Raw genomic sequence first — 22,481 nt, forward strand, 5'->3', positions numbered from 1 at the left:
ATGGTTTTTGACTTAGAAAGCTTGCAAAAGGAGTATCAATTAGGAAAGACTTATAAATATGTATTCTTTTGGGGACATACACCCAATAAAGTAGATACTATAGATACCAGCTGTTTTAGTCAATGGTGGCCTTGTAAGTTTCAAGTAGATGAAATTTGGTATAGCTGCGCGGAACAATATATGATGGCTGAAAAAGCTAGGTTATTTGAAGATGAGGAAGTAGCAGAAAAGATTCTAAAGGTTACTCATCCTAAACAAATGAAAGAATTAGGTCGTCTTGTCAAAGATTTTAAACAAGAAGTATGGGAAGAACATTGTTATGAAATTGTTAAACGAGGAAATATGGAAAAGTTCTCTCAAAATCCAGAATTACTAAATTATCTTTTAAACACTAAAGGAAGCATTTTAGTAGAAGCTAGTCCAGTGGATAAGATTTGGGGAATTGGTATGGATAAAAGAAATGAAGCTGTAGAAAATCCTATGAAATGGGAAGGTAAAAACTTATTAGGTTTTGCCCTTACAGAAGTAAGAGAGGCAATCCTTAAGAGAAAAGGGTGATGAAAGTGGGAAGAAAAGAAATAGCAGAGGAAACTGTTGCATATTATAAGCAAGGCTATTACGAAGTTAATGGTAATAAAATAGATATTAGTCAATTACAGAAGCAATCAGAGGAAGGTAGTAAGCTATATACACCAGAGCAAGGTCTAGAATTAATAAAGATAATTAAGCAAAAGAAAGGCCAGAGGGCCATCACAAGTATATGTGATAAAAGTACCGTGGAGAAGATCTTTGAGTGGAATAGAGAAGGTAAGACTCAAATAGGTATCTTGAATTTTGCAAGTGCTAAGAATCCGGGAGGTGGATTTTTAAATGGAGCAATGGCACAAGAAGAGAGTCTAGCAGCATCTAGTGGATTATATGGAACACAACTCAAACATCCAAGGTACTATGAAGCTAACCGGGGGGTTAAGTCCATGATGTATACCCATCATGGAATCTATTCGCCTGAGGTGGTGTTTTTTAGAGATAAAAACTTTCAATTAGTTGAGGAGCCAGTGACAGCATCTGTATTAACCCTGCCAGCAGTTAACATGGGGCAAGTTATACAAAAAAGAGAATCCATAGATTTAGCCAAAGCCGCTATGAAAGAACGTATGAGAATCGCCTTAGCCATATTTATTAATGAGGGAGCTAGATACCTGATATTAGGGGCATATGGTTGTGGGGTGTTTAGAAATGATCCTTTAGAGATTGCTCAGTGGTGGAAGGAACTAATAGTAGAAGAAAACTATGGAGTTTATTTTGATGAGATCTGCTTCGCAATTTTAGATATCTCTAAAGATAAAAAATGTTTAAGAGCATTTCAAAGGATTTGGAGTTGAAAGTAGAGAGAGACTATGACATGAGAAGTGATAGTCTCTTTATGTCTATATTTCCTTTATTATTTTGTTAAATTACCAGTAGCAACTATATTTAGAAAGAACATCATTGGTATACCCTTTTCTAAAATATTATTCAAATACAAAGCTAGTTAATAACTTATGCAGTGGGAGCAATGGTCACGATTGAAATAGAGCCAAGTACTCCAACAGAAGAAGTCATAGGGCTACTAAACTTAAAAGATAAAGTTGCAGCACAGGTGCTAGCAGCAATAGTTATGAACGTTCCTGATGCAGTACCATTACCATTGCTAGCGGTATTAGTAACAGCAGTTGCAGCATAAGCGCCTTGGAATAACGAATTAATATAGGGGACAATCTGAAAAGAACTATTTACACCAGGAGTACCTAGTACTATATAACTAATTTGATAGGTATAGCCTGCTTTTAATTGTATTGTTGTGGCATTTAAAAGTTTAGTTGTTCTACCAACATCAAAGGCTTGGAATAAAGATATATCATTTAAAGAAGTGACAAAGTCATTAAAGGTATATTGAGCATAATTATTAATGAGTATTCCTGCAGGCCCAGTAGGACCGGTAGGACCTTGAATGCCTTGGTTACCTAGAGGTCCGGTAGGCCCAGTAGGTCCAGTAGGACCAGTGGGTCCAGTAATACCTTGTATACCAGTAAGACCTTGAGGTCCAGTAGGGCCAATAGGGCCTTGAACACCTTGGATACCTTGGACACCTTGGGGACCAGTAGAACCAATAGGGCCTTGAATGCCTTGGATACCTTGGCGACCAGTAGGACCTTGAGGACCACGGGGACCAGTAGGCCCAGTAGGTCCAGTAAAACCTTGAGGACCGCGGGAACCAGTAGGCCCAGTAGGACCTTGAAAACCACGAGGCCCAGTAGGCCCAGTAGGTCCAGTAGGACCTTGAGGACCACGAGGTCCAGTGGGACCAGTACATTCAAAGCACAGAGGACTAGGACAATGTTCATCGCAGCATGAATTAGAAGAGCAACTCTCACAGCAATTACAATGACAATGAGAGGAACATTCGGTATGATGTTCATGATGGGTCTGTTTCATAGTTTAACTCCTTATATAATATGGTGTTATTTTAATAATATGAATTTGACGGGCCGAATGTCACATTAATGCATAGCAATAATTTACTAAAAAGGAACCGGTTAGTATACAAAGAGCAGTAAAGAAAAATTGGTTAAAATTCATAAAAATAAGTCTGGACGATAATTTATAATGTAAAAAAACACAATAGATACTTGACATATATATCAAATTCGTATATTATGTAAATATAATCAATTAAATAAAATAGTTGGATTGTTACTGGTAATGCAGGCTATACCATTTTGTGAATGAATAGGTTTTATTTATTGTTCTATTCACGGAGGTGGTATAGCCTTTTTTGGATAAAATAGGGAGGTACCACGGATTATGAAAGTTGTTAAAGTCATTAATAATAACCTCATCAAATCCTTTGATGATAAGAATAATGAAGTATTGGTTATGGGATGTGGACTAGGATTTAAAAAGGTCCCAGGAGACGAGATTAATGAAAGCTTAATTGAAAAGATTTATACAGTAAATGATAAAACTAACTCTTCTCAGCTTATTCAACTTCTCGAAAAGATACCTCTTGAACAAATCCAAACTACTAACGAAATTATTAGCTTTGCTAAGGCTTCGTTAGGTAAAAAGTTAAACCAAAACATTTATATTACCTTAGTAGATCACATTAATTTTGCACTAGAACGTCAGAAAAATGGCGTGGTCATTAGAAATGCACTACTTTGGGAGATAAAAAAGCTTTATAATCACGAGTTTTTAGTAGGAAAAGAAGCACTTAATATTATTTCACGTAGACTAGGTGTGAGTTTACCAGAGGATGAAGCTGGTTTTATTGCCCTTCATTTTGTAAATGCTCTTATGGATGATTTATCTATGGAAAAAACCACAGATATGACAAAGATGATTCAAAGAATACTAAGCATCATCAAATACCATTTCAAACTGGAACTTGATGAATACTCTATTCATTATGAACGCTTTATCACACACCTTAAATTTTTCGCTCAGCGTATTTTCACTGGGGTAAAAATAGAGGATCAGGACTCGCAGTTTATCGAAGTTTTAAAGTTTAAATATAAGAAAGAGTATGAATGTACTTTAAAGGTAAGAGATTATATTAAGCAAGAATTTAATTGTGACCTTACTGAAGATGAAATGATTTATTTAACCATTCACATTAATCGTATTACTACAACTATATAAACAGATTATTATATAAAATAGGATTGTTACTTTAAGTAGGCTATACCTAAATAAAAATGAATTAGTTTTCGGCTAATTGATTCTTATTTAGGTATTTTTTTATTCCATTTTTAAAGAATAAGGGAGGATGACACGATGAATTACAAAAGTTTAGCAGAAGAAATTCTTCGCCTAGTTGGTGGGGAAAGCAATATCGCATCACTTGTACATTGTGCAACAAGATTACGTTTTACCTTAAAAGACGAAAAGAAAGCCAATACAGCAAAACTTAAACAAACTAAAGGTGTTATGGGTGTTGTAAGTAGCGGTGGTCAATATCAAGTTATTATTGGTAGTGATGTATCACATGTTTTCAAAGAGATTATGGGCATGACAAAATTAGAAAATAGTAATGCTGGAGAAGAAAAAGATAATCGTAAGATAGCGGATAAAGTAATTGATACGATTTCGGGTATTTTCACACCAGTCTTACCAGCTATTACAGCAGCAGGTATGCTTAAAGCAGTATTAGCCATTCTTATTACCACCAAACTGATTACTAATGATTCACAAACCTATCAAGTATTAAACTTTATGGCAGATGCAGGTTTTTACTTCTTGCCAATCTTACTTGCGAATTCAGCAGCTAAAAAGTTCAAAGTTAATCCATATATGGCCATGATGATTGGTGGAATGCTACTTCATCCAACATTTACAGGCATGATTACTGCTGCTAAAGAAGCAGGTACAGGTATCGCAGTATTCGGTATGAATATTCCATTAGCCAGCTATGGGTCAAGCGTAATTCCTATTATCTTATCAGTATGGTTAATGTCTTATGTAGAACCATTTGCTGATAAAGTATCACCAAAAGCAGTTAAGTTCTTTTTAAAACCATTAATTACAGCAATGGTAGTAGGTATTGCGACATTAGTTGTTGTTGGACCACTTGGTTACATTATTAGCGATAAAGTTGCAGTTGGTATTGGTGCAATTGAAGCACGTGCAAGCTGGTTAGTACCAACAATCATAGGGGCGTTATCACCACTTTTAGTTATGACAGGAACACATTATGGTATTATTCCAATTGGAATCAACAACATTATGACACTCGGTTATGATACATTTGTAGGACCAGGAATGATGGTTTCTAATGTGGCTCAAGGTGGAGCTGCATTAGCTATTTCTTTAAAAACAAAAGACTCAGAGTTCAAACAATTAGCAAGTACTGCAGGTATTACAGGTTTATGTGGGATTACAGAGCCAGCATTATACGGTGTAAACTTAAAAACTAAGATAGGTCTTTATGCATCTATCATTGGTGGAGGTATTGGTGGTCTATTCTTCGGTATATTTGGAGTTGCTAGATATGCAACAGGTTCTCCAGGACTATTAACATTACCAGTTTATATCGGTGGAGATTCAATGTCTAACTTCTACTATGCATGTATAGGTGTAGTAATCAGTATTGTGGTAGCATTTATTATTGCATTTGCACTTTATAAAGATTCAGTAGATGAAACAGTAGAAGAGAAAAAAGAAGAAGTAAAAAAAGCACTAGTTAAAGAGGGAATGGTAACTGTTTGTGCACCTCTTACTGGAGAAGCAGTAGCATTAAGAGAAGTAAATGACTTGACTTTTGCAGAAGAAATTATGGGACCAGGGATGGCTATTATCCCAACAGAAGGTAAAGTGGTTTCACCAGTAAATGGAACAGTAGCAATGATTTTTGAAACAAAACATGCTATTGCCTTAGTAGATGATAATGGAACAGAATTATTAATCCATGTAGGTCTTGATACAGTTAAATTAGGTGGTAAGTACTTTACAGCTCATGTTAAAGCAGGAGATAAAGTAAAAGTAGGCTCACCACTTGTAGATTTTGATTTAAATGGTATTAAAGGCGAAGGCTATGATATCATTACACCAGTGATCGTAACTAACAGTGCTGAATATAGCAGTGTCTTACCAATTACTGATAGAGCTGTAAAAATGGGTGAAGAAGTTATTAAAGTAGTAAAATAATAAAGTATATAAACAAGGGGGATGTACTAATGGGAGACTATTTGGTAGCATCCCCTTTTGGGAAAGAGGGACAGAAGATGAGTGGACTTAGAAAAGACTTTTTATGGGGCGGCGCAACAGCTGCTAATCAATGTGAAGGTGGTTATCTATCAGGAGGCAAAGGCCTTGGAACAGTAGATGTCATTCCTCATGGAGAATATAGAAAAGCTATTATGAAAGGTGAAATGCACTATAAAGATTTACCAGAGGATGCATACTACCCTTCTCATGAAGCTATTGATATGTATGGCAACTATAAAGAAGATATTGCTTTATTTGCAGAAATGGGCTTTAAATGCTATCGTTTTTCTTTTGTGTGGTCACGTATCTTTCCAACTGGTAAAGAATTAGAGCCAAATGAAGAGGGACTTAAATTCTATGAAGATTTCATTGATGAATTATTAAAATACAATATTGAGCCAGTTGTTACAATTTGTCACTTTGATTTACCACTTACACTTGTAGAAGAGTATGGTTCATGGAGAAGTCGTCAAGTAATCGATGCTTATGTAAGATATTGTGAAGCGATTTTCAAAAGATTTAATGGTAAAGTTAAATACTGGATGACATTTAACGAAATCAATATGCTCATGCACTTACCATTTATGGGTGCAGGGATTATGTTCGAAGAAGGAGACAACAAACTTCAAGTACAATACCAAGCAGCTCATAATGAACTAGTAGCATCAGCTTTAGCAACTAAGCTTGCTCACGACATTAATCCAGAAAACAAAGTAGGTTGTATGCTTGCAGCAGGAGATTACTATCCATATAGCTGTAAACCAGAAGATGTATTTGCAGCATTAGGTAAAGATAGAGAAAATTACTTCTTTATTGATGTTCAATCAAGAGGAGAATATCCAAACTATGCTAAGAAATTCTTAGAACATAACAATATTCAAATTGAGATGGGTCAAGAAGATGAAAAGATCTTAAGAGAAAACACAGTAGATTTCATTGCATTTAGTTATTACTCATCAAGAGTGGTAAGTGCAGATCCAACAGTAGGTGAGCCAAAGTTAGGGAATGCCTTTGCTGGTATCAAAAACCCACACTTACCTGAAAGTGAATGGGGATGGCAAATTGACCCACTTGGTCTTAGAATTACAATGAATACTTTATATGATCGTTATCAAAAACCACTTTTCATCGTAGAAAATGGTTTAGGTGCAGTAGATACTTTAAAAGAAGATGGCACAGTAGATGATGATTACAGAATTGCTTATTTAGAAGCACACATTAAGGCAATGATTGAAGCAGTAGAAGAAGATGGTGTAGACTTATTAGGTTATACACCTTGGGGATGTATCGATCTTGTAAGTGCCTCAACAGGTGAGATGAAAAAACGCTATGGTTTTATTTACGTAGATAAAGATAATGCCGGTAATGGTACATTAAAAAGATATAAAAAGAAATCATTTGATTGGTATAAAGAAATTATTGAGAATAATGGACTATAATTCATAAGAAAGATATAGTAACTAAGAATGGTGTTATCCATATTATTGATAAAGTGATGATGCCTCCTAATAATGAGTAAGTAGTATAAAAGGTCAAAAGGCCATACATTATGTATAAGCCTTTTGACCTTTTATACTACAGTGGAAGTCTATCAATAGTTGAAATTGCTTCAGCAAAAGTTAATATGCGATTTGGATTAAAAAGAAAATTTGAAGGAAGCATTAAGTCACGGTCTATCATATAGGAGATGGCAGCTTTAGTGTCGTCAGAAAGATGAGTCACATCACTAGGGAGAGGTTTGGTAGTCGTAATAGCTAGAGTAAGCTGCCATTTCTTTGCGGCAAAGGTCATGATTTCAGCAAAGCTACTTCGTGTTATCAAATCTCCTTTTTTTAGCCCAACTAAGTCATAGACTTCTTGCATGGTTATGCCATTATAGCTTGCTCCGACTTTTTTCAGCATTGCCACTAAATCTTCGGTATAAATGGTATCATTATAGTTAGTAGCATTATTTGCCCAGCCTTTTTCTACAGCTCTAGTAATACTAGGTTCTGACCAAGGGGTAATGGTTTTATTTTTAAGGGTGTAGATATCACTTTTTTGCTCTACACCATAATAGGTTTTAGCATAGTCAAAAAGTTTATTCACATCTATGTATTGATTAGGTGTTTTTTCATACATGACTACAGCAATAAGCTCCATATCACCATAAACAGCTTTTGCTACTAAGGTTTGGCCTGCATCAGAATGGTAACCTGTTTTACAAGCCACTACTGCTGGATTATAGTAAGGGGTTTCGCTTTTTAGCAATCTAGAAGTATTTTTTATAGGAATATATTTATTTTTATTATTCACATAGAAATTAAACTGAGCTGTGCCAGCAATTTTCTGAACAGTAGGGTTAGCAAAGGCACCTTTAGCAATCTGCGCCATATCATAAGGGGTTGTATAATGATTAGGATCATGATAACCATGAGGATTAGTGAAGTGAGTATTCATAGCACCAAGAGCCTTGGCTTTCGTATTCATTAACTCTGCAAATTTACCTATAGTACCAGAATGAGCTAAGGCTAAGTCATGAGCAATAAAATTATCTGAACCTAATAATAAACCATAAAGACCGTTGATTTTGTTATAACTATCGCCTACCTTTAAGCCGATTTCACTACTATCTTTAGGAATTGTATTAACGCTATTTTGACTTTTAGTGATGATATGATTTTCAGAGAGTTGTTCCTCTATAATGAGAGCCGTTAAAAGTTTAGTAATGCTCGCTGGATAAAATTTAGAATAAGCATTCTTTTCATAGAGAATGGTATTGGTTTTAGCCTCAATTAATATAGCGCCTCTAGCTTCAACTGTAGGCTTAGCTAAGAATGAAGGACTAATACATAGAATGAATAAAAACGTTAATACATAAACTGACTTTTTCATTACCTTGGGCCTCCTAAAATGGCGCTTTATTTGTAAAAATACTTAAAATAGAATAAATATAAATACAAGTAATTTTAGCATAAAGTTTACATACATAGAATAGAAAATACATAAAAAAGATATAAATAATACGTCAATAATAATAAAAATATTGAGTTTTCTGTAAAAATTCAGTAGTATATATATAAATAATTGAAGAGGTGGTTATGATTAATCAGGTATTAAAAAAAACGTTATTATGCTCAGTAATAGGATTGACAATAGCACTTAATTTTTTTGCAATACATAATATTTTTAAAGTGCATAATGTTGATGAAGTATCTAATGTTAGTGCAGTATCTCAAGAAAATACTAAAACTATTCTAGTAAAAAAACAAGAAATCCATGTTGTATATAGCACATGGGATGAATGTATTAAAGCAGGTAATAGTGTTAAAGCAAAAGATGTATTAGATGCTAAAGAGCTTGAAAATGTATATTTAGATAGGGAATATGAGTTTGTTGATGCCGTAAGGATAGGAAAAGCAGGAGGATTTTTAGTCACCTATAAAGTGATTAAAGATAATTAAAAACAAAGGATGTGATGGTATGGGTAAGAGAGTAAAGAAGCTAGTTTTATTAATAGCATTGATGGGAGCATTAATGGTTCCTGGGCAAATGGCTTTTGCAAGCGAGTTAAGTAATGCAGATGTCATTAATGATGCAGATTCATCTACAGAAATACCCAAGGCAGTCGTATCTAAGCTTAAGGAAAATGTAGTAATAACCTATGATACGCTTGAGGAGGTGGCAGAGAGTTATTACTATACCGAATTTTCAGGTGGATTATGGTGGTCAGGGACCTTATATTTAATTTCAACTAAAAAGACTAGTGCTGGATACATGGCATTTTACTCAGGTACACTTTTCGCAAATACTTGATTCGGCTTTAAAACATATAACGAAGTTAATAACAAATGCAAGTAATCCTTTTGCTTACCAATATATGAATAAGACTTAATAAGCTTTATCAAGCTAAGGTGCTGCCTACGGGTAGTGCCTTTTCTACTAAATGAATATAAATGTTTTAGCTTCGTTGAGAAATGCTATAATATAAATAAAATCAGCAGTTAATAGCAATAGATGAAAATATTGTGATAGGGAATGGTGGCAAAATGGAGGTTTACTATAGTGCTTCCTTATGGGAAGGACCCAGAGGAAAAACAGGGACGAAACAAGTATTAAACTGGAGCTTTAATCATTTGGGAAGAAAACGTATTATTCCTTGTGCGTATAGATTCAGTAAAGGTATCGTATTTGATATTATAACACTTATAGAGAAAGAAGAGCTAGAAGCCTTTGCTAAGAAATGTGAAGGAATAAATGAAAAAGAGCTTAGTCAAAATCAGAGAAGACAGTTAGAGCAAGAGCACCCTTATAAAGAAGTAAGCCTAGCAGAAATTTGGATTAATGGGAAAAGGGTAGAGAGAGGTTATAGTAGTACTGGAAGTATACAAATGCCATTCTTACATGACAGTGATGAGTTAAAGCCTATTAAAAGTGCTTATAAAAGAAATCTAAAGCATACCAGCTGTTTTGCCTGTCAAAGATTTTGTGTGCCTTATCCTAAAGAAGCAAAGGCTAGGATGCGTATTAGAAGACAAGAAAGGGGAGATGTCATTAATACTCTAAAGCTTGTTACTTATGAAGAACAGATATTTTATCCTATAGGACAGCGGTTTCAGCTATCAGATTTAGACAAGACCAAAGAAATAAAATTCAAGCATCCGACTACGGAGATAGAGCATACTTTATATTTTCAAATAGAAGAATCCGTTGAATTACCAGAACAGGCCATGCTAGGAGAGAAATTCTATGTTACTTCAGCAACATATGAAATAGTACCAGCTCTTAATGAAAAGGAACGTTTAGAATTTGATTCTACTATATCTTATAAGAGAAAAGCGACTCATACGTATGAACCAGAGAGTGCTAGTAGTATTGGTATTATAGGTGGCGCTAGTGGGCCAACAAGTATATTTTTAGCAGAGAAAGGGGAAGAATTACCCAAAGGACCTCATGGCGTAACATTACATACTTGCTTCTCAAAAATAAGTACAGATAAGGGAGAAAGTGCTCAATTCATTTTGCAAGGCATTCATATCACCAATCATCCTAAAGAATCTTATGAGTATAAAAGGAAAAGTCTGTGAGGATAAACATGCAACGCAAATGGTATAGAAATAAATATTGAAAGAAGGGAAAAGAGAATGGGAGAACTAAGTAAACTACCTAATATTGGGAAGGTGGTAGAAGCACAGCTTAACGAAGTAGGCATTACCACCACTGAACAATTAAAGAATTTAGGGAGCAAAAAAGCATGGTTAAAGATTAAAGAAATTGATGATTCGGCATGTATTAATCGCTTATGCGGTCTAGAGGGAGCCGTACAGGGAATCAGATGGCATGATTTAGACAATCAAACAAAGCAAGACTTAAAACATTTTTATGAGGAACACAAGTAATTTAATAGGTGGGCGTAATGAGTATTAATTAATATAAGAGGGGTGAAAAATGGGGAGCAAAAAGCAAACAAAGCTATATAATTTGATTTTTCCAATCTGGTTATTATGGTTATTTCCTTTAACTTGGATTGTGATATTTCCGGCTAATTTCTTAATTGATTTAACAGTAGTAGTGGTTACCTTAAAGGTATTAAAAGTCAATCAGATAAAAGAGATTGCTAAGAAAGTGATTTTCAAAGTATGGATTTTCGGTTTTATATCTGACTTTATTGGGACATTAGCTATGTTTAGTGTTAATTTTGTTGATATGGCTATAGAGAATAAGTCACCTTTAGGTGAGTGGTGGTACAAATACTTAACTAATGCAGTTACATACAATCCTTTTGAGAATATTTATGCTGTATTATGGGTAAGTGTTTGTATTCTGATAGCAGGCTGTTTTATCTATTTGTTTAACTACAAAGTGAGTTTTAAAAAAGTAGATTTAGATGAAGCTATTAAGAAGAAGTTAGCCCTATCATTAGCAGTGTTTACTGCACCTTATTTATTTTATTTACCTACGTCTTTATTTTTCTGAAGTTTTTATGTCTTAGCTAGTGACGAAAAATATTAATCTGGTATTGTATAGAAGATAGGGATAGAGCATGATAGGATACAAGAAATAAGCGAAATAAAAAAGCCGCTAAACCCTTGATGTGACTCCGATAAGTTAGACCTAAAAATCTAGTTTATTGGGGTCAGTTCACTTTAGGGTTTGGTGGCTTTTGTCTTGAAAAAATAAATTAGTGATAGGTTTTAATGCATTTAGCTAAAATATCAGTTCCTTTTTGAATATCAGAAATACTACAAGCTGCAAAGCTGAGTCTAATATAGCGGTCTTTAGAAGGATCTAAATGAGGAAAGAAAATAGGGGAAGGGAAAATGAGTAGTCCCTTCTCATAACATTTTTCATAAAGATGCTGAGCAGACATCCCTTTAGGTAAACGAAGCCAAAAACAAACGCCACCTTGTGGTTTATAAAGCTCTACCTCATCATTTTCAAGTTCCATGAGTTTACTAAGCATACACTCATAGCGGTCTTTATATATTTTTTTCATGTAATGAATGTGCTCTTCCCACTTATTATTCTTAAAATAAAGCTCTAATGCGCGTTGCATCAGACCAGAAGAAGAAATATCTGTGGTTTGCTTGGTACGGGTAAAGGCTTCAACTAAAGCCTTAGGCATGATAATAAAACCTATACGAAGACCAGGCATAAGGAGCTTGGAAAAACTTTTAAGATAAATAACCCTATCTTCTGTATCAAGTGATTTGAGAGATAGAGACCCCCTGGTACCATAAGTTAGCTCCCACATGGAATCTTCTTCTAATAGATAAAAATCATAGGTATGAGCTAGTTTAAGTAAGGCTAGAAGAGTAGCCTTGTTATAGCAAATAGTTGTAGGGTTTTGAAAGTTAGGCATGATATAAACAAGCTTGGGCTTACAAATCTTAACCTTCTTTTCAAATTCAACTAAGTCAAGTCCTTGTGGGGTAAGCGAAACAGGGACAATGCGGCAACCTCTAGATTTAAAAACATCTACAGCACCGTTATAGGTAGGATTTTCCGTAATCACACTATCGCCAGAATATAAAAGACTCTTAGCGATAATATCTAAACCTTGTTGAGCACCTGATACCATTTGAATGAGTTCAGCTTTGGTTTCAATATCATAAGTTTGTTTTAAAAACTGTGCCAATACTTCTCTAAGCTTCATATAACCATTAACTTCCTGATAGCCAAAGGCATAGCCTTTATCACGCTCCATAACCTCTACGATATACTCCTTGAAAGTTTCAGTAGGGAAAATGCCAGGGTCAGGAGAAGCACTAGAAAAGTTAATAAGTTCCTGTTGATAAAGTGGCTTGGGTGTAAAAACAGAGGCTTCCTCAGTAAGACGCTTAGAAACATAGTAACCACTTCCTTGTTTAGAAGTCACATAACCAGTATGCTCTAGTTGCTTATAAGCATTAATAACTGTAATATTATTGACTTCTAACGCTTTAGCAAAGCTTCTAATAGCAGGTAATTTATCTCCAAAAGCTAAGTCCCCCTTAATAATAAGATCTTTTAAATAATGAAAAAGCTGAGCATAAAGGGGTTCAGTTGAATTCAAATCAAATTGTAACGGTACAATGTTTATATTCATAAAAAAGCTCCTTGTCTTGTATTGACCATAATAGGGAATTGTGTGAAAATACATATATTAATTTACAAGAAATACTAAATTGTATCGATACAATTAGTTTATAAAAAAACAGAAGAGTTGTAAAGCATTAAATAACAAAGATACTTTCTTAAGGAGGCCCCTATGAAAAAGGCAGCAGTTATTAATGATCTATCGGGTATAGGCAGATGCTCTTTAACAGTGGCACTCACCTTGTTAAATACATTACAGGTGCAGGCGTGTCCATTGCCAACGGCTATTTTATCAAACCAAACGGGGTTTGATTCATTTTCCTTTTTAGATTTTACCCCTTATATGGGACAGTTTTTTCAGCATTGGAAAGCTATTGGATATCGTTTTGATAGTATTTATTCTGGCTTTTTAGGATCTAAGGAGCAGATTAAAATTGTGTTAGAATTCATTCAGCTTTTTAAAGAAAATAAAACGCTGGTTTTAATAGATCCAGTTATGGGGGATAATGGTGAGCTTTATAGTATTTATGATGAAGCGTATCCTACTCATATGAAGGAGTTAGTAGCTAAAGCAGATATTATTACACCTAACATAACAGAGTTTTCACTATTAACAGGCTATGACCTAGCTTGGGGCATTAACCAGGAGAAGATTAAAAGCTATGCCAAAGAATTAGCTAAGTTAGGGCCTAAACAGATTGTTATTACCGGGGTTTGTGATGAAGCACATCCTGAGCGATTAATGAATATAGGGCTAGACTTTAATAAGGCTATCTACTTTATGAAAGAAGTAGCTTATAATGGTAAGTCCTATAGTGGAACAGGAGATATTTTTGCTTCTGTGCTATGTGGATATTTAACCCATGGTTATAGCCTAGAAGAAGCAGTTGATATAGCAAGTACATTTATAAGTCAGGCTATTACATATACATCGGACTTTAATTTGAGCACAAAAGAGGGAATTATGTATGAGCCATTTCTAAAGGAGCTGAGTATAAAATGAATCAATCAGAAAAAACAAGAACATTAGTTATGACGGCTTTATTTGCAGCGATTATTTTTGTAGTGACACGTATTAATATTCCAACGGGAATAGGGGTACACGTTATTCATGTGGGAGATAGTATGATTTATTTAGCGGCTTGCATACTGCCAGTGCCTTATGCTATGGCAGCAGGTGCTATTGGTGCTGCTTTATCAGATGCCATTACACCCGGAGGTATGGTGTGGGTGATTCCAACAATGCTTATTAAGCCATTATTAGTCATCTATTTTACAAGTGGTAAAGGCAAGTTCATTTGCGTAAGAAATGTAGCAGCAGTAGTATTAGCAGGTTTAACAGGTGTATTTGGGTATTTTCTTGCCGATGCCATTATGACAGGTAACTTTATGGCTGGTCTTGCAGCTGTATTACCAGGTTTATTACAACCACTAGGTAGCGCTATTGTATTTTTAGCTATGGGTTATGCTTTTGATATGATGGGAGTAAAAAATAAATTAAAAAGACAACTAAGGGGAAATGTATAATGACGATTATTTACCAAATAGAAAACAGTTTATATGTCAACTTAACAAACAAATGTCCTTGTTCCTGTACCTTCTGTGTAAGAATCGACCATGATACTGTAGGGCAAAATGATAACTTGTGGTTACCTCATGATCCAAGTCTAGAGGAAATTTTAGATGATCTAAAGAATTATAATTTAGATAGCTATGACCAAATCGTCTTTTGTGGTTATGGGGAGCCTCTTAACAGAATTGAAACAGTTATAGAAGTATGCAAATATATTAGAGAGAAGAGTAAAATTAAAATTCGTGTAAATACCAATGGTTTAGCGGATCTTATTCATAATAAGCCAACGGCAGAGCTCTTAGAGGGATATGTAGATGCTATTTCTATTAGCTTAAATGCACCAACTAAAGATGAGTACTTAAAAGTAGCAAGACCTCGTTTTGGTATAGAATCGTTTGATGCCCTTCTTAAATTTGCCATGGATTGTAAAAAGTATATTGGAAGCGTGACTTTTTCTGTAGTAGATAAGGTAATATCAAAAGAACAAATTGAAGCTAGTAGAAAACTTGCAGAAGAAATGGGAATTGACTTACGTGTAAGAGAATATATTGAATAGAAAGTATAGAATATAATAATAGCGTAGTTGATACTAAGGAATACAACTACACTATTATTATAAGGTGGTTTAAATATTTTATGTTGTTATATTGGGAGTTTTATCTTCGTAATTCTTATAAAGGCATTATCTTAAATATACTAATGATTATAGTGAGAAAAAGGTACATAATAATATAATAAAATATGAAATATATAAAAAATATTGACAATCTATTAAGAATTGCATATCATAAATAGTAATTAAATCGGAATTAAATTCTAGGAACAAAAAGAGTACTTATAATTAAGTGCCTCAGCGAGCTGGCGATTGGTGAAAGGTCCAGTGCAGGAGATTATAAGGAATGGGTTTGGGAGATGCCTGGTGAACTAAGAGTAGTCAGAGCCGTAAGTTCTACGTTACAGGAACAGGATATCGCATCATAAATGCCGTATCTGTTAAAGAGATATCTTTTTAGGGGATTAACCTTGCAAAGATATAATTTGGGTGGCACCACGAGTTCTATCGTCCCATGGATGATAGGGCTCTTTTTGTTTGCAAGCATAAGGTGTAAATCCAAAAAGCTAGTCCCTAGGGTTCTAGAAAATTCCTCATTTGATTGAAATCATAGTAACTATTCATAGAAATGAGTTACTAATAAAACTTATTGGAGGGATTGATTATGTTAAAAGATGTATTTGGAAGTTTTGGTGGCGCTTATGTGCCAGAAGCACAACTTAAAGCACTTAAAGAGTTAGAAGAAGTTTTCTTAAAGTATCGTGATGACGAAGATTTTAATGCAGAGCTTAACTATTATTTAAAAGACTATGTAGGTCGTCAGTCACCACTTTATTATGCAGATAACTTAACGAAAGTTTGTGGCGGGGCTAAAATTTACTTAAAAAGAGAAGACCTTAATCATACAGGAGCCCACAAGATTAACAACGTACTAGGGCAAGTATTACTTGCAAAACGTATGGGTAAAAAGAAAGTAATTGCTGAAACAGGAGCTGGTCAACATGGTGTTGCAACAGCAACAGTAGCAGCACTTATGGGTATGGAATGCACTGTTTATATGGGCAAAGAAGATATGAAAAGGCAAGCACTTAATGTATTTCGTATGGAAATGCTAGGGGCAAAGGTAGTAGCAGCTACTTCAGGTACTCAGACCTTAAAAGAAGCCGTTGATGAAGCTATTGATGCATGGGTAAATGCTTCTGATGATACCTTTTATGTACTTGGCTCAGCAGTAGGACCACATCCTTATCCAACTATTGTAAAGCACTTCCAAAAAGTCATTAGTGAAGAATCTAAAGCACAAATTTTAGAAAAAGAAGGTAAGCTCCCTAAAGCAATTATTGCTTGTGTAGGTGGTGGTAGCAATGCTATAGGTTCTTTTGCGGCCTATATAGAGGATTCAGAAGTTGAACTAATCGGTGTAGAAGCAGCAGGAAAAGGTATCGATACACCAATGCATGCAGCTACTATAGCTATGGGTGAGCCAACAGTATTACATGGAATGAAGACGCTTTGTGTATTAGATGAAAATAAAGAAGTTGCGCCTGTCTATTCTATTTCACCAGGGCTTGATTACCCAGGGATAGGGCCAGAGCATGCTTATCTTAATGAAATAGGTAGGGGTAAATATGTCTCTATTACAGATGATGAAGCTGTTGAAGCACTCATAACGCTTTGTAAAACGGAAGGAATTTTGCCAGCTATCGAGAGTTCTCATGCTTTAGCTTATGCTATGAAGTATGCTTCTACTTGTAAGCCGGAGGAAACCATTATTGTTACGGTTTCAGGTCGTGGGGATAAAGATGTTGAGGCAATAGCTGATTATTTGAAAGAAAATCAATAGAAGTTAAAAAGAAAAATCTATTTACTATAGGAAATAAAGTAGTGAGAGATAAAAGAGAGTTGTTTAAGCAATAAAGGCTATGATGGTAGCTGAGCTGAAACAACTCTTTTTCTATGTCATCTGTATAGCCACTTTATTTGTACTAAATAAAAAGCCATTTACATATGATAGGATATTGAAATTGGAGTAAATGGGGAATATAAAATGAAATGGAATGATAAGCTAAGTAGTATTAAAGGAAAAGTGCGAGGTACTAAGATATTACAGACAGTAGGCACTATAAGTAGAAAGATAAAGGGTAGTCTTAAAAGGCTGATCAAAAATAAGAAGCTTTTCATAGGAATCAAGATTGCCATAGGAGGTTTAAGCATCCTTTATATAGTAGGAGTTGTTTATTTTACTAGCCATTTTTATTGGGGAACTCAAATTAATGGCATAAAAGTAGGTGGAAGCAGTCTAGAGAAAGCAATAATCAAGGTGGAAGCCATGAGTAATCATTATATATTAGAGTTGAGGGAAAGACATGGTCAGTTAGAGTTAATTAAAGGCAGTGATATAGACCTGGTTTATCAGATGTCAAATGGTATTACAGAAGTTAAGGAAAATCAAAGTTCATGGAGTTGGCCCTGGCACATATTTGAAGCTACAAATTTAAAAGTGACTAAGGAGATAAGTTATAATCCACAATTACTTCAAGATAAAGTAAATACATTAACATGTTTAACAAATCAATATATTAGGAAACCAGTAGATGCAAGTATCAAGTACATAGACGGTTCCTACCAGATTATAGAAGGTGATAAGGGCAATACAGTAGATTCAATTGCGCTCAATATGGCTATAAGTAAGGCGATTAAAGCAGAAGATAAAATCCTAGATTTAGATAAGGAATCATGCTATAAAAAGGCGCTATATAATAAGGAGTCTAAAAAGTTAATAGATCTGAAAGATGAACTTAATTATTATTTAAAGGCACAGATTACTTATGATTTTGGAGATAAACAAGAAGTGATAGATCAAACACAAATCAGTTCATGGTTAAGTGTTAATGAACAAATGCAGGTTGTAGTAGATGAAGAAGCCATTGCAGATTATATAATAGGTCTTGCATATAGTTATGATACTTTAGGGCAAGAAAGATATTTTACTACTAGCACAGGTAAAAGAGTAAAGGTAACAGGGGGAGATTATGGCTGGAAACTCAATGTACAGGATGAAATAGGTGAAGTCATTGAGCTGATAAAGCAAGGAAATCCAGTGAAAAGGGTGCCAATCTATACTCAAAGTGCGCTTAAACCAGGAAAGAACGATATTGGTTCAACTTATGTAGAGATTAATTTATCTAGGCAATATATTTGGTTTTATAAAGAAGGTAAGCTTGTTGTAAAGAGTGATGTAGTAACAGGCAATCTAAAAAAGCATTATGATACACCAGAAGGAACCTATACACTAGATTACAAGAGTGCCAATGTGGTATTAAGAGGCCCAGGCTATGCAGTGCCTGTTAAGTATTGGATGCCTTTTAATGGGGGAATAGGTCTTCACGATGCAAGTTGGAGAAACACTTTTGGTAGTGAGATATATCGTACCAATGGTTCTCATGGTTGCGTTAATCTACCAACTAAAGTAGCAGAAGATATTTTTGCTAATATAGAATCGGGTATACCTGTAATATGTTATTTTGAAGATTAGGGTAAAATGGGCAAAATATTCTAAAAATATAGCAATATTTATCAAATATATTGCAAAAAGAGTAAAAATAGTTCATTTTAAATTTTTAGAAAATATAATATAATAAAAATATACAACAAAATAATACAGGGAGATACTGTGTTATTTAAGATTATTTATAGGAGGGGTAAAATGAAAAAGATAAAAAGAAGAGTAGTAGGCATCTTATTATCTATCATGATGGCATTACAGTTATGCAACGTATTTGCAGTAGAGTTAGTAGACGGAATTCCTAGTGAGGTTAAAAAAGCGGATGGGGGTTACAAACAGGTTCCAGTATATTTTAATGGAGCAGAGGTGACAGAGTTTAATGTATTCTTGCGCAAATATAATGATACAGCTCAAAATGCTAATGAACGTTTCGATATTAGTGGAACAGCAACTTTTAGAGTAAGAAGTTACGCTTATAAAACAGGTAGCGATGTAAAAGTTGGTACTTATATTGAGTGCTTAGGTACAGACGGAGAATGGTTTGAGATGAACTGGCGTGATAGAGAAGATCAAATTAGCAGTGGAGATGCAGATGCTTATTTAAAAGGTGAGAGAGATTTAAGTGTAACGATTAAAGATATTCAATTTACCATGCCAAATCAAAATGATGCAGACTTAAGAGTTACATTTTACATGAAAACTTCAACAGGTGGGGAATTTTCTAGGCCAACAGAAAAGAATATACAATTTAGTACAATAGGTAAAGTAGGTATTACTAGAACAGTAACAGAAGTAAAAGATGAGAAAAATGTTTGGGAAGTAGCAGTTAAGCTAGAAGGACAAGTAAAACCACAAGTACCATCTACAGATGTTGTACTTGTACTAGATAGATCAGGAAGTATGAATGATAAAGCAAAACAGTTAAAGTGTACGAAACAAGAACACACTCATGCAGATACATGTTACACAACCAACAGTACACCTCTTTGCGGATATAGTAGTAGTAGGTGGCACAAACACACAGATAGTTGTTATCAAAAACTTGTTTGTTCTGTAAGTGCACATACACATGGTGATACATGCTATACAACTACAAATATGACAAGAGCGAGTTTAGTTAATGATGCAAGTCAAAGCTTGGTGACTTCTTTAGTTGAGCAGCCTAATGTAAGAGTCTCTGTTGTATCTTTTGGTGGTACAGAAACTAAACCAAGTGGTAATGGTTATGAACATTTTGATGATAATTGGAATTCAATTTATCAAAAATTAGCTAATGGTGGTTGGTATTCAAACTTTAAAGTTGAGTCGAATTTCACTAATGATGCGTCTACACTTGAGTCAGCTGTTTCAGCTGCAATGAATAATATCAATGGTGGCACACCAATGTCTATTGGTATTATTAAAGCTGGTTTAATGTTAAAAGAGAGCGAGGCAGATAATCAGGTTATTATTCTATTATCTGATGGAGACCCAACCTATATGAGGAATGGTGATGGGTCAGGTAATCGTAGTGATAGCAGCTGGAACACTAAAATCGATAAGGATACAGTCAGTGCTGCTAATGAAGCAAAATCAAAAGTTGAGAATTTAACAGTATTTACAATTGCAGCAGGTAGTGGCATTAGTCAAGATGGAAAGAATGTTTTAGAACAATGTGCAACGAATGCAGCTGAATATGCTTATCAAGCAGATGATTCAGAAGTTGCACTAAAAGGTGTAATGGATAAAATTGCAGCAGCAGTAAAGAAGGATGTAGCGAGTAGTACTACGTTATCAGAGACTTTAGCTGATAATATTGAATTACAATTACCAACAACAGATATTAGCAAGGCGGTGACAAAAGTTGGTTTTAAAGATGCATCAAAAGGCATTACTAATGATGTCGATTGGAGTAAGACAGGAATTGCTATTACTCAAGGCGATATGAAAAAATTAGAAGATGGTAGTATGGTATGGGACATTGGTGAATTAACAACAGATGCACCAGCTATTATTAAATATCGCATTTATTTAGCGTCAGGCTTGCTTGGAGAAAAATACAATATTAGTAAAGAAGCCTCTTTTAACTATGTAGATACAAATGGTAAAACAATTACAAATGCTATTCCAAATACAAGCATTAAGTTTTCGTGGGCTAAAATTAACGTAAGCACATATGATTATAGCGTCATGAAAGTCGTTCCAGGCAGTCAATTTACTATTTGGAGTGAAGTCCCAGATGACTTTAAAGTGGGAGATATTGTTTTCAACTATAATATGAGATTTAATACAAGTAACTCAGAAGTGAGTGAGATAGGAAATAAGACGGTAGAAGAAAATATTTTAGTACCAACTGGATCAGATGGTCTACCAGCAACGATTGTGGGGGTTTTAGTTGATGGCAAAATGTATAGCGTTGAAGAAATGAGAGGTATTATTGATACACCAGATACAGCATCAACACCAGATACAGCATCAACACCAGATACAGCATCAACACCAGATACAGCATCAACACCAGATACAGTATCAACGCCAGATACAGCATCAACGTCAGATACAACACCAACACTAGATATAACACGAACACTAGGTACGAGTACAGCATTAGGTGCAGCATTAAAACAAAGTCCAACAGATTCTAAGAATTTAACTAACCAACCTAATGTAAGTTCAGTTACTAATGTAAACAATAACTTCATCCAACCACAAGGTGTAAGTAATATTTCAGCTAATGTTAAATTTAATGTGAAGTCAAAGGATGTATCTTATACGGTTGATATCAGTAAATTGTTAGATGCACAACTTGGCGGTGCTACATTAATGAACTACGACTTGAGTAAGCTAAGTGTACAAGTAAATAAGGTAAATGAATCAAATAAAGTATTAGTAAAAGGAACCGACTATACAGTAGAGAGACCTAGTGGTAGTGAAATCAAAGTCAATTTTAAAGATGTTATTAATGAGAATGATGAATACAAGATAGCATTCTATATACCAAGTACTATGAATACTGCCGTTGTATATGGGGGGGCCGGTGAACAAACTTATTTAAATCTATATAATAAGAAAACAGTACAAATAGACAATGTTATTGTTGCAACGCCTAAAGTTGAGGATATTCTACTTGAAAGTGGTGTAATTAACGAAGTATATGGAGCACCAATACCTACAAGTTCAGTGATTAAACCAGAGAATAAAATCACATTAACTTATATAGAAATCGCCAAAATTAACTAAGGCTAATAAATGAAGCAAAAAGATTGAGCAAAATCTATGAGATTAAGCTCAATCTTTTTTTGTAGTATAGGAAGATAGATATCTTTCTATAAAATAGGGAATGTTAATTCACTCTTTTTGGAAGTAACGTGAAATTGACATATAGTACAAAAAGGTTTATGATAAAATTAAATATAAGAAAGAAAGGTGATGTTTTTGTTAAGTGTGTTTAAAAAAGGAGATCAAGCATTAATCTAATAGTGAATCACTAACTAAGTTGGCGTTTTAGACCGTATATAGGTATGGTCTGTTTGCGTATGCCACTTAAGTGGAGTGATAATATCTTCTGC

The 22,481-nt window shown here is 34.6% G+C and carries 20 protein-coding genes and 1 other annotated feature; of the genes, 17 read left to right on the forward strand and 3 right to left on the reverse strand.

What is annotated here, in order from left to right:
• Both QTL86_RS20515 and QTL86_RS20520 read left to right on the forward strand, forming a co-directional pair.
• Nucleotides 1-558 carry an NADAR family protein gene (locus QTL86_RS20515; protein ID WP_410495926.1) on the forward strand — a complete coding sequence of 186 codons (558 nt, stop codon included), beginning with the start codon at nt 1-3 and terminating at the stop codon, nt 556-558.
• Nucleotides 558-1,382, forward strand: a complete 825-nt coding sequence (locus tag QTL86_RS20520) for a TIGR02452 family protein (RefSeq protein WP_410495927.1) — start codon at nt 558-560, stop codon at nt 1,380-1,382. The genes QTL86_RS20515 and QTL86_RS20520 overlap by 1 nt, the downstream gene beginning before the upstream one ends.
• A gap of 157 nt (nt 1,383-1,539) precedes the next feature.
• Here the strand turns inward: QTL86_RS20520 and QTL86_RS20525 are convergent, their stop codons facing one another.
• Complete coding sequence (locus QTL86_RS20525; protein ID WP_410495928.1) at nt 1,540-2,475, reverse strand: collagen-like protein; 936 nt, start codon at nt 2,473-2,475, stop codon at nt 1,540-1,542.
• A 369-nt stretch (nt 2,476-2,844) separates the two neighbouring features.
• Between QTL86_RS20525 and licT the strand changes: the two genes are divergently transcribed.
• The 4 genes from licT (at nt 2,845) to QTL86_RS20545 (ending at nt 7,264) form a co-directional block, all read left to right on the forward strand.
• Nucleotides 2,845-3,681, forward strand: a complete 837-nt coding sequence (gene licT / locus QTL86_RS20530; protein ID WP_127064743.1) for a BglG family transcription antiterminator LicT — start codon at nt 2,845-2,847, stop codon at nt 3,679-3,681.
• Between the two features lie 135 nt (nt 3,682-3,816).
• Complete coding sequence (locus QTL86_RS20535) at nt 3,817-5,685, forward strand: beta-glucoside-specific PTS transporter subunit IIABC (RefSeq protein WP_127064742.1); 1,869 nt, start codon at nt 3,817-3,819, stop codon at nt 5,683-5,685.
• A gap of 77 nt (nt 5,686-5,762) precedes the next feature.
• Nucleotides 5,763-7,184, forward strand: coding sequence for a 6-phospho-beta-glucosidase (locus QTL86_RS20540; RefSeq protein ID WP_410497324.1), 1,422 nt, complete (start codon nt 5,763-5,765; stop codon nt 7,182-7,184).
• Nucleotides 7,184-7,264 carry a fasciclin domain-containing protein gene (locus QTL86_RS20545; protein ID WP_410497325.1) on the forward strand — a complete coding sequence of 27 codons (81 nt, stop codon included), beginning with the start codon at nt 7,184-7,186 and terminating at the stop codon, nt 7,262-7,264. Before QTL86_RS20540 ends, QTL86_RS20545 begins: the two co-directional genes overlap by 1 nt.
• Before the next feature lie 56 nt (nt 7,265-7,320).
• Here QTL86_RS20545 and QTL86_RS20550 read toward each other — a convergent pair whose 3' ends face one another.
• Nucleotides 7,321-8,619 (reverse strand): D-alanyl-D-alanine carboxypeptidase family protein, encoded by a 1,299-nt coding sequence (locus QTL86_RS20550; RefSeq protein WP_410495930.1) that lies wholly within the window; start codon nt 8,617-8,619, stop codon nt 7,321-7,323.
• A gap of 206 nt (nt 8,620-8,825) precedes the next feature.
• Between QTL86_RS20550 and QTL86_RS20555 the strand changes: the two genes are divergently transcribed.
• From QTL86_RS20555 to QTL86_RS20575, 5 genes are all read left to right on the forward strand, one after another.
• On the forward strand, nt 8,826-9,188 hold the full coding sequence (locus QTL86_RS20555; RefSeq protein WP_127064740.1) for a hypothetical protein: 363 nt from the start codon (nt 8,826-8,828) through the stop codon (nt 9,186-9,188).
• Between the two features lie 19 nt (nt 9,189-9,207).
• A complete protein-coding gene (locus tag QTL86_RS20560) occupies nt 9,208-9,540 on the forward strand; it encodes a hypothetical protein (protein WP_127064739.1) in 333 nt (110 codons plus the stop codon).
• Between the two features lie 233 nt (nt 9,541-9,773).
• A complete protein-coding gene (locus QTL86_RS20565) occupies nt 9,774-10,811 on the forward strand; it encodes a Na+-transporting methylmalonyl-CoA/oxaloacetate decarboxylase subunit beta (protein WP_127064738.1) in 1,038 nt (345 codons plus the stop codon).
• Nucleotides 10,812-10,868: 57 nt separating this feature from the next.
• Complete coding sequence (locus QTL86_RS20570) at nt 10,869-11,123, forward strand: TfoX/Sxy family protein (protein WP_013658869.1); 255 nt, start codon at nt 10,869-10,871, stop codon at nt 11,121-11,123.
• Between the two features lie 49 nt (nt 11,124-11,172).
• Entirely contained in the window at nt 11,173-11,700 is a 528-nt protein-coding gene (locus QTL86_RS20575) for a hypothetical protein (RefSeq protein ID WP_127064737.1), read from the forward strand.
• Nucleotides 11,701-11,905: 205 nt separating this feature from the next.
• Here QTL86_RS20575 and QTL86_RS20580 read toward each other — a convergent pair whose 3' ends face one another.
• Complete coding sequence (locus QTL86_RS20580) at nt 11,906-13,312, reverse strand: PLP-dependent aminotransferase family protein (protein WP_127064736.1); 1,407 nt, start codon at nt 13,310-13,312, stop codon at nt 11,906-11,908.
• A 162-nt stretch (nt 13,313-13,474) separates the two neighbouring features.
• On the opposite strand from QTL86_RS20580, the gene QTL86_RS20585 reads away from it, so the two are divergent.
• From QTL86_RS20585 to QTL86_RS20610, 6 genes are all read left to right on the forward strand, one after another.
• A complete protein-coding gene (locus QTL86_RS20585) occupies nt 13,475-14,305 on the forward strand; it encodes a pyridoxamine kinase (RefSeq protein WP_127064735.1) in 831 nt (276 codons plus the stop codon).
• Nucleotides 14,302-14,829, forward strand: coding sequence for a TIGR04002 family protein (locus QTL86_RS20590; RefSeq protein ID WP_410495931.1), 528 nt, complete (start codon nt 14,302-14,304; stop codon nt 14,827-14,829). Before QTL86_RS20585 ends, QTL86_RS20590 begins: the two co-directional genes overlap by 4 nt.
• Entirely contained in the window at nt 14,829-15,431 is a 603-nt protein-coding gene (locus QTL86_RS20595; RefSeq protein WP_410495932.1) for a TIGR04100 family radical SAM protein, read from the forward strand. The genes QTL86_RS20590 and QTL86_RS20595 overlap by 1 nt, the downstream gene beginning before the upstream one ends.
• A 253-nt stretch (nt 15,432-15,684) precedes the next feature.
• Nucleotides 15,685-15,946 (forward strand) — a binding site (T-box leader).
• 146 nt (nt 15,947-16,092) lie between these two features.
• Entirely contained in the window at nt 16,093-17,271 is a 1,179-nt protein-coding gene (gene trpB, locus QTL86_RS20600; RefSeq protein WP_127064732.1) for a tryptophan synthase subunit beta, read from the forward strand.
• A 204-nt stretch (nt 17,272-17,475) separates the two neighbouring features.
• Nucleotides 17,476-18,963 carry a L,D-transpeptidase family protein gene (locus QTL86_RS20605; protein ID WP_410495933.1) on the forward strand — a complete coding sequence of 496 codons (1,488 nt, stop codon included), beginning with the start codon at nt 17,476-17,478 and terminating at the stop codon, nt 18,961-18,963.
• Between the two features lie 171 nt (nt 18,964-19,134).
• Nucleotides 19,135-22,152: a hypothetical protein gene (locus tag QTL86_RS20610; protein ID WP_410495934.1), complete on the forward strand. Its 3,018-nt coding sequence runs from the start codon at nt 19,135-19,137 to the stop codon at nt 22,150-22,152.
• The last annotated feature ends 329 nt before the right edge of the window (nt 22,153-22,481 follow it).

Origin of the sequence: Cellulosilyticum sp. ST5 (assembly GCF_046529625.1) — a bacterium.
GTDB lineage: Bacteria > Bacillota > Clostridia > Lachnospirales > Cellulosilyticaceae > Cellulosilyticum > Cellulosilyticum lentocellum.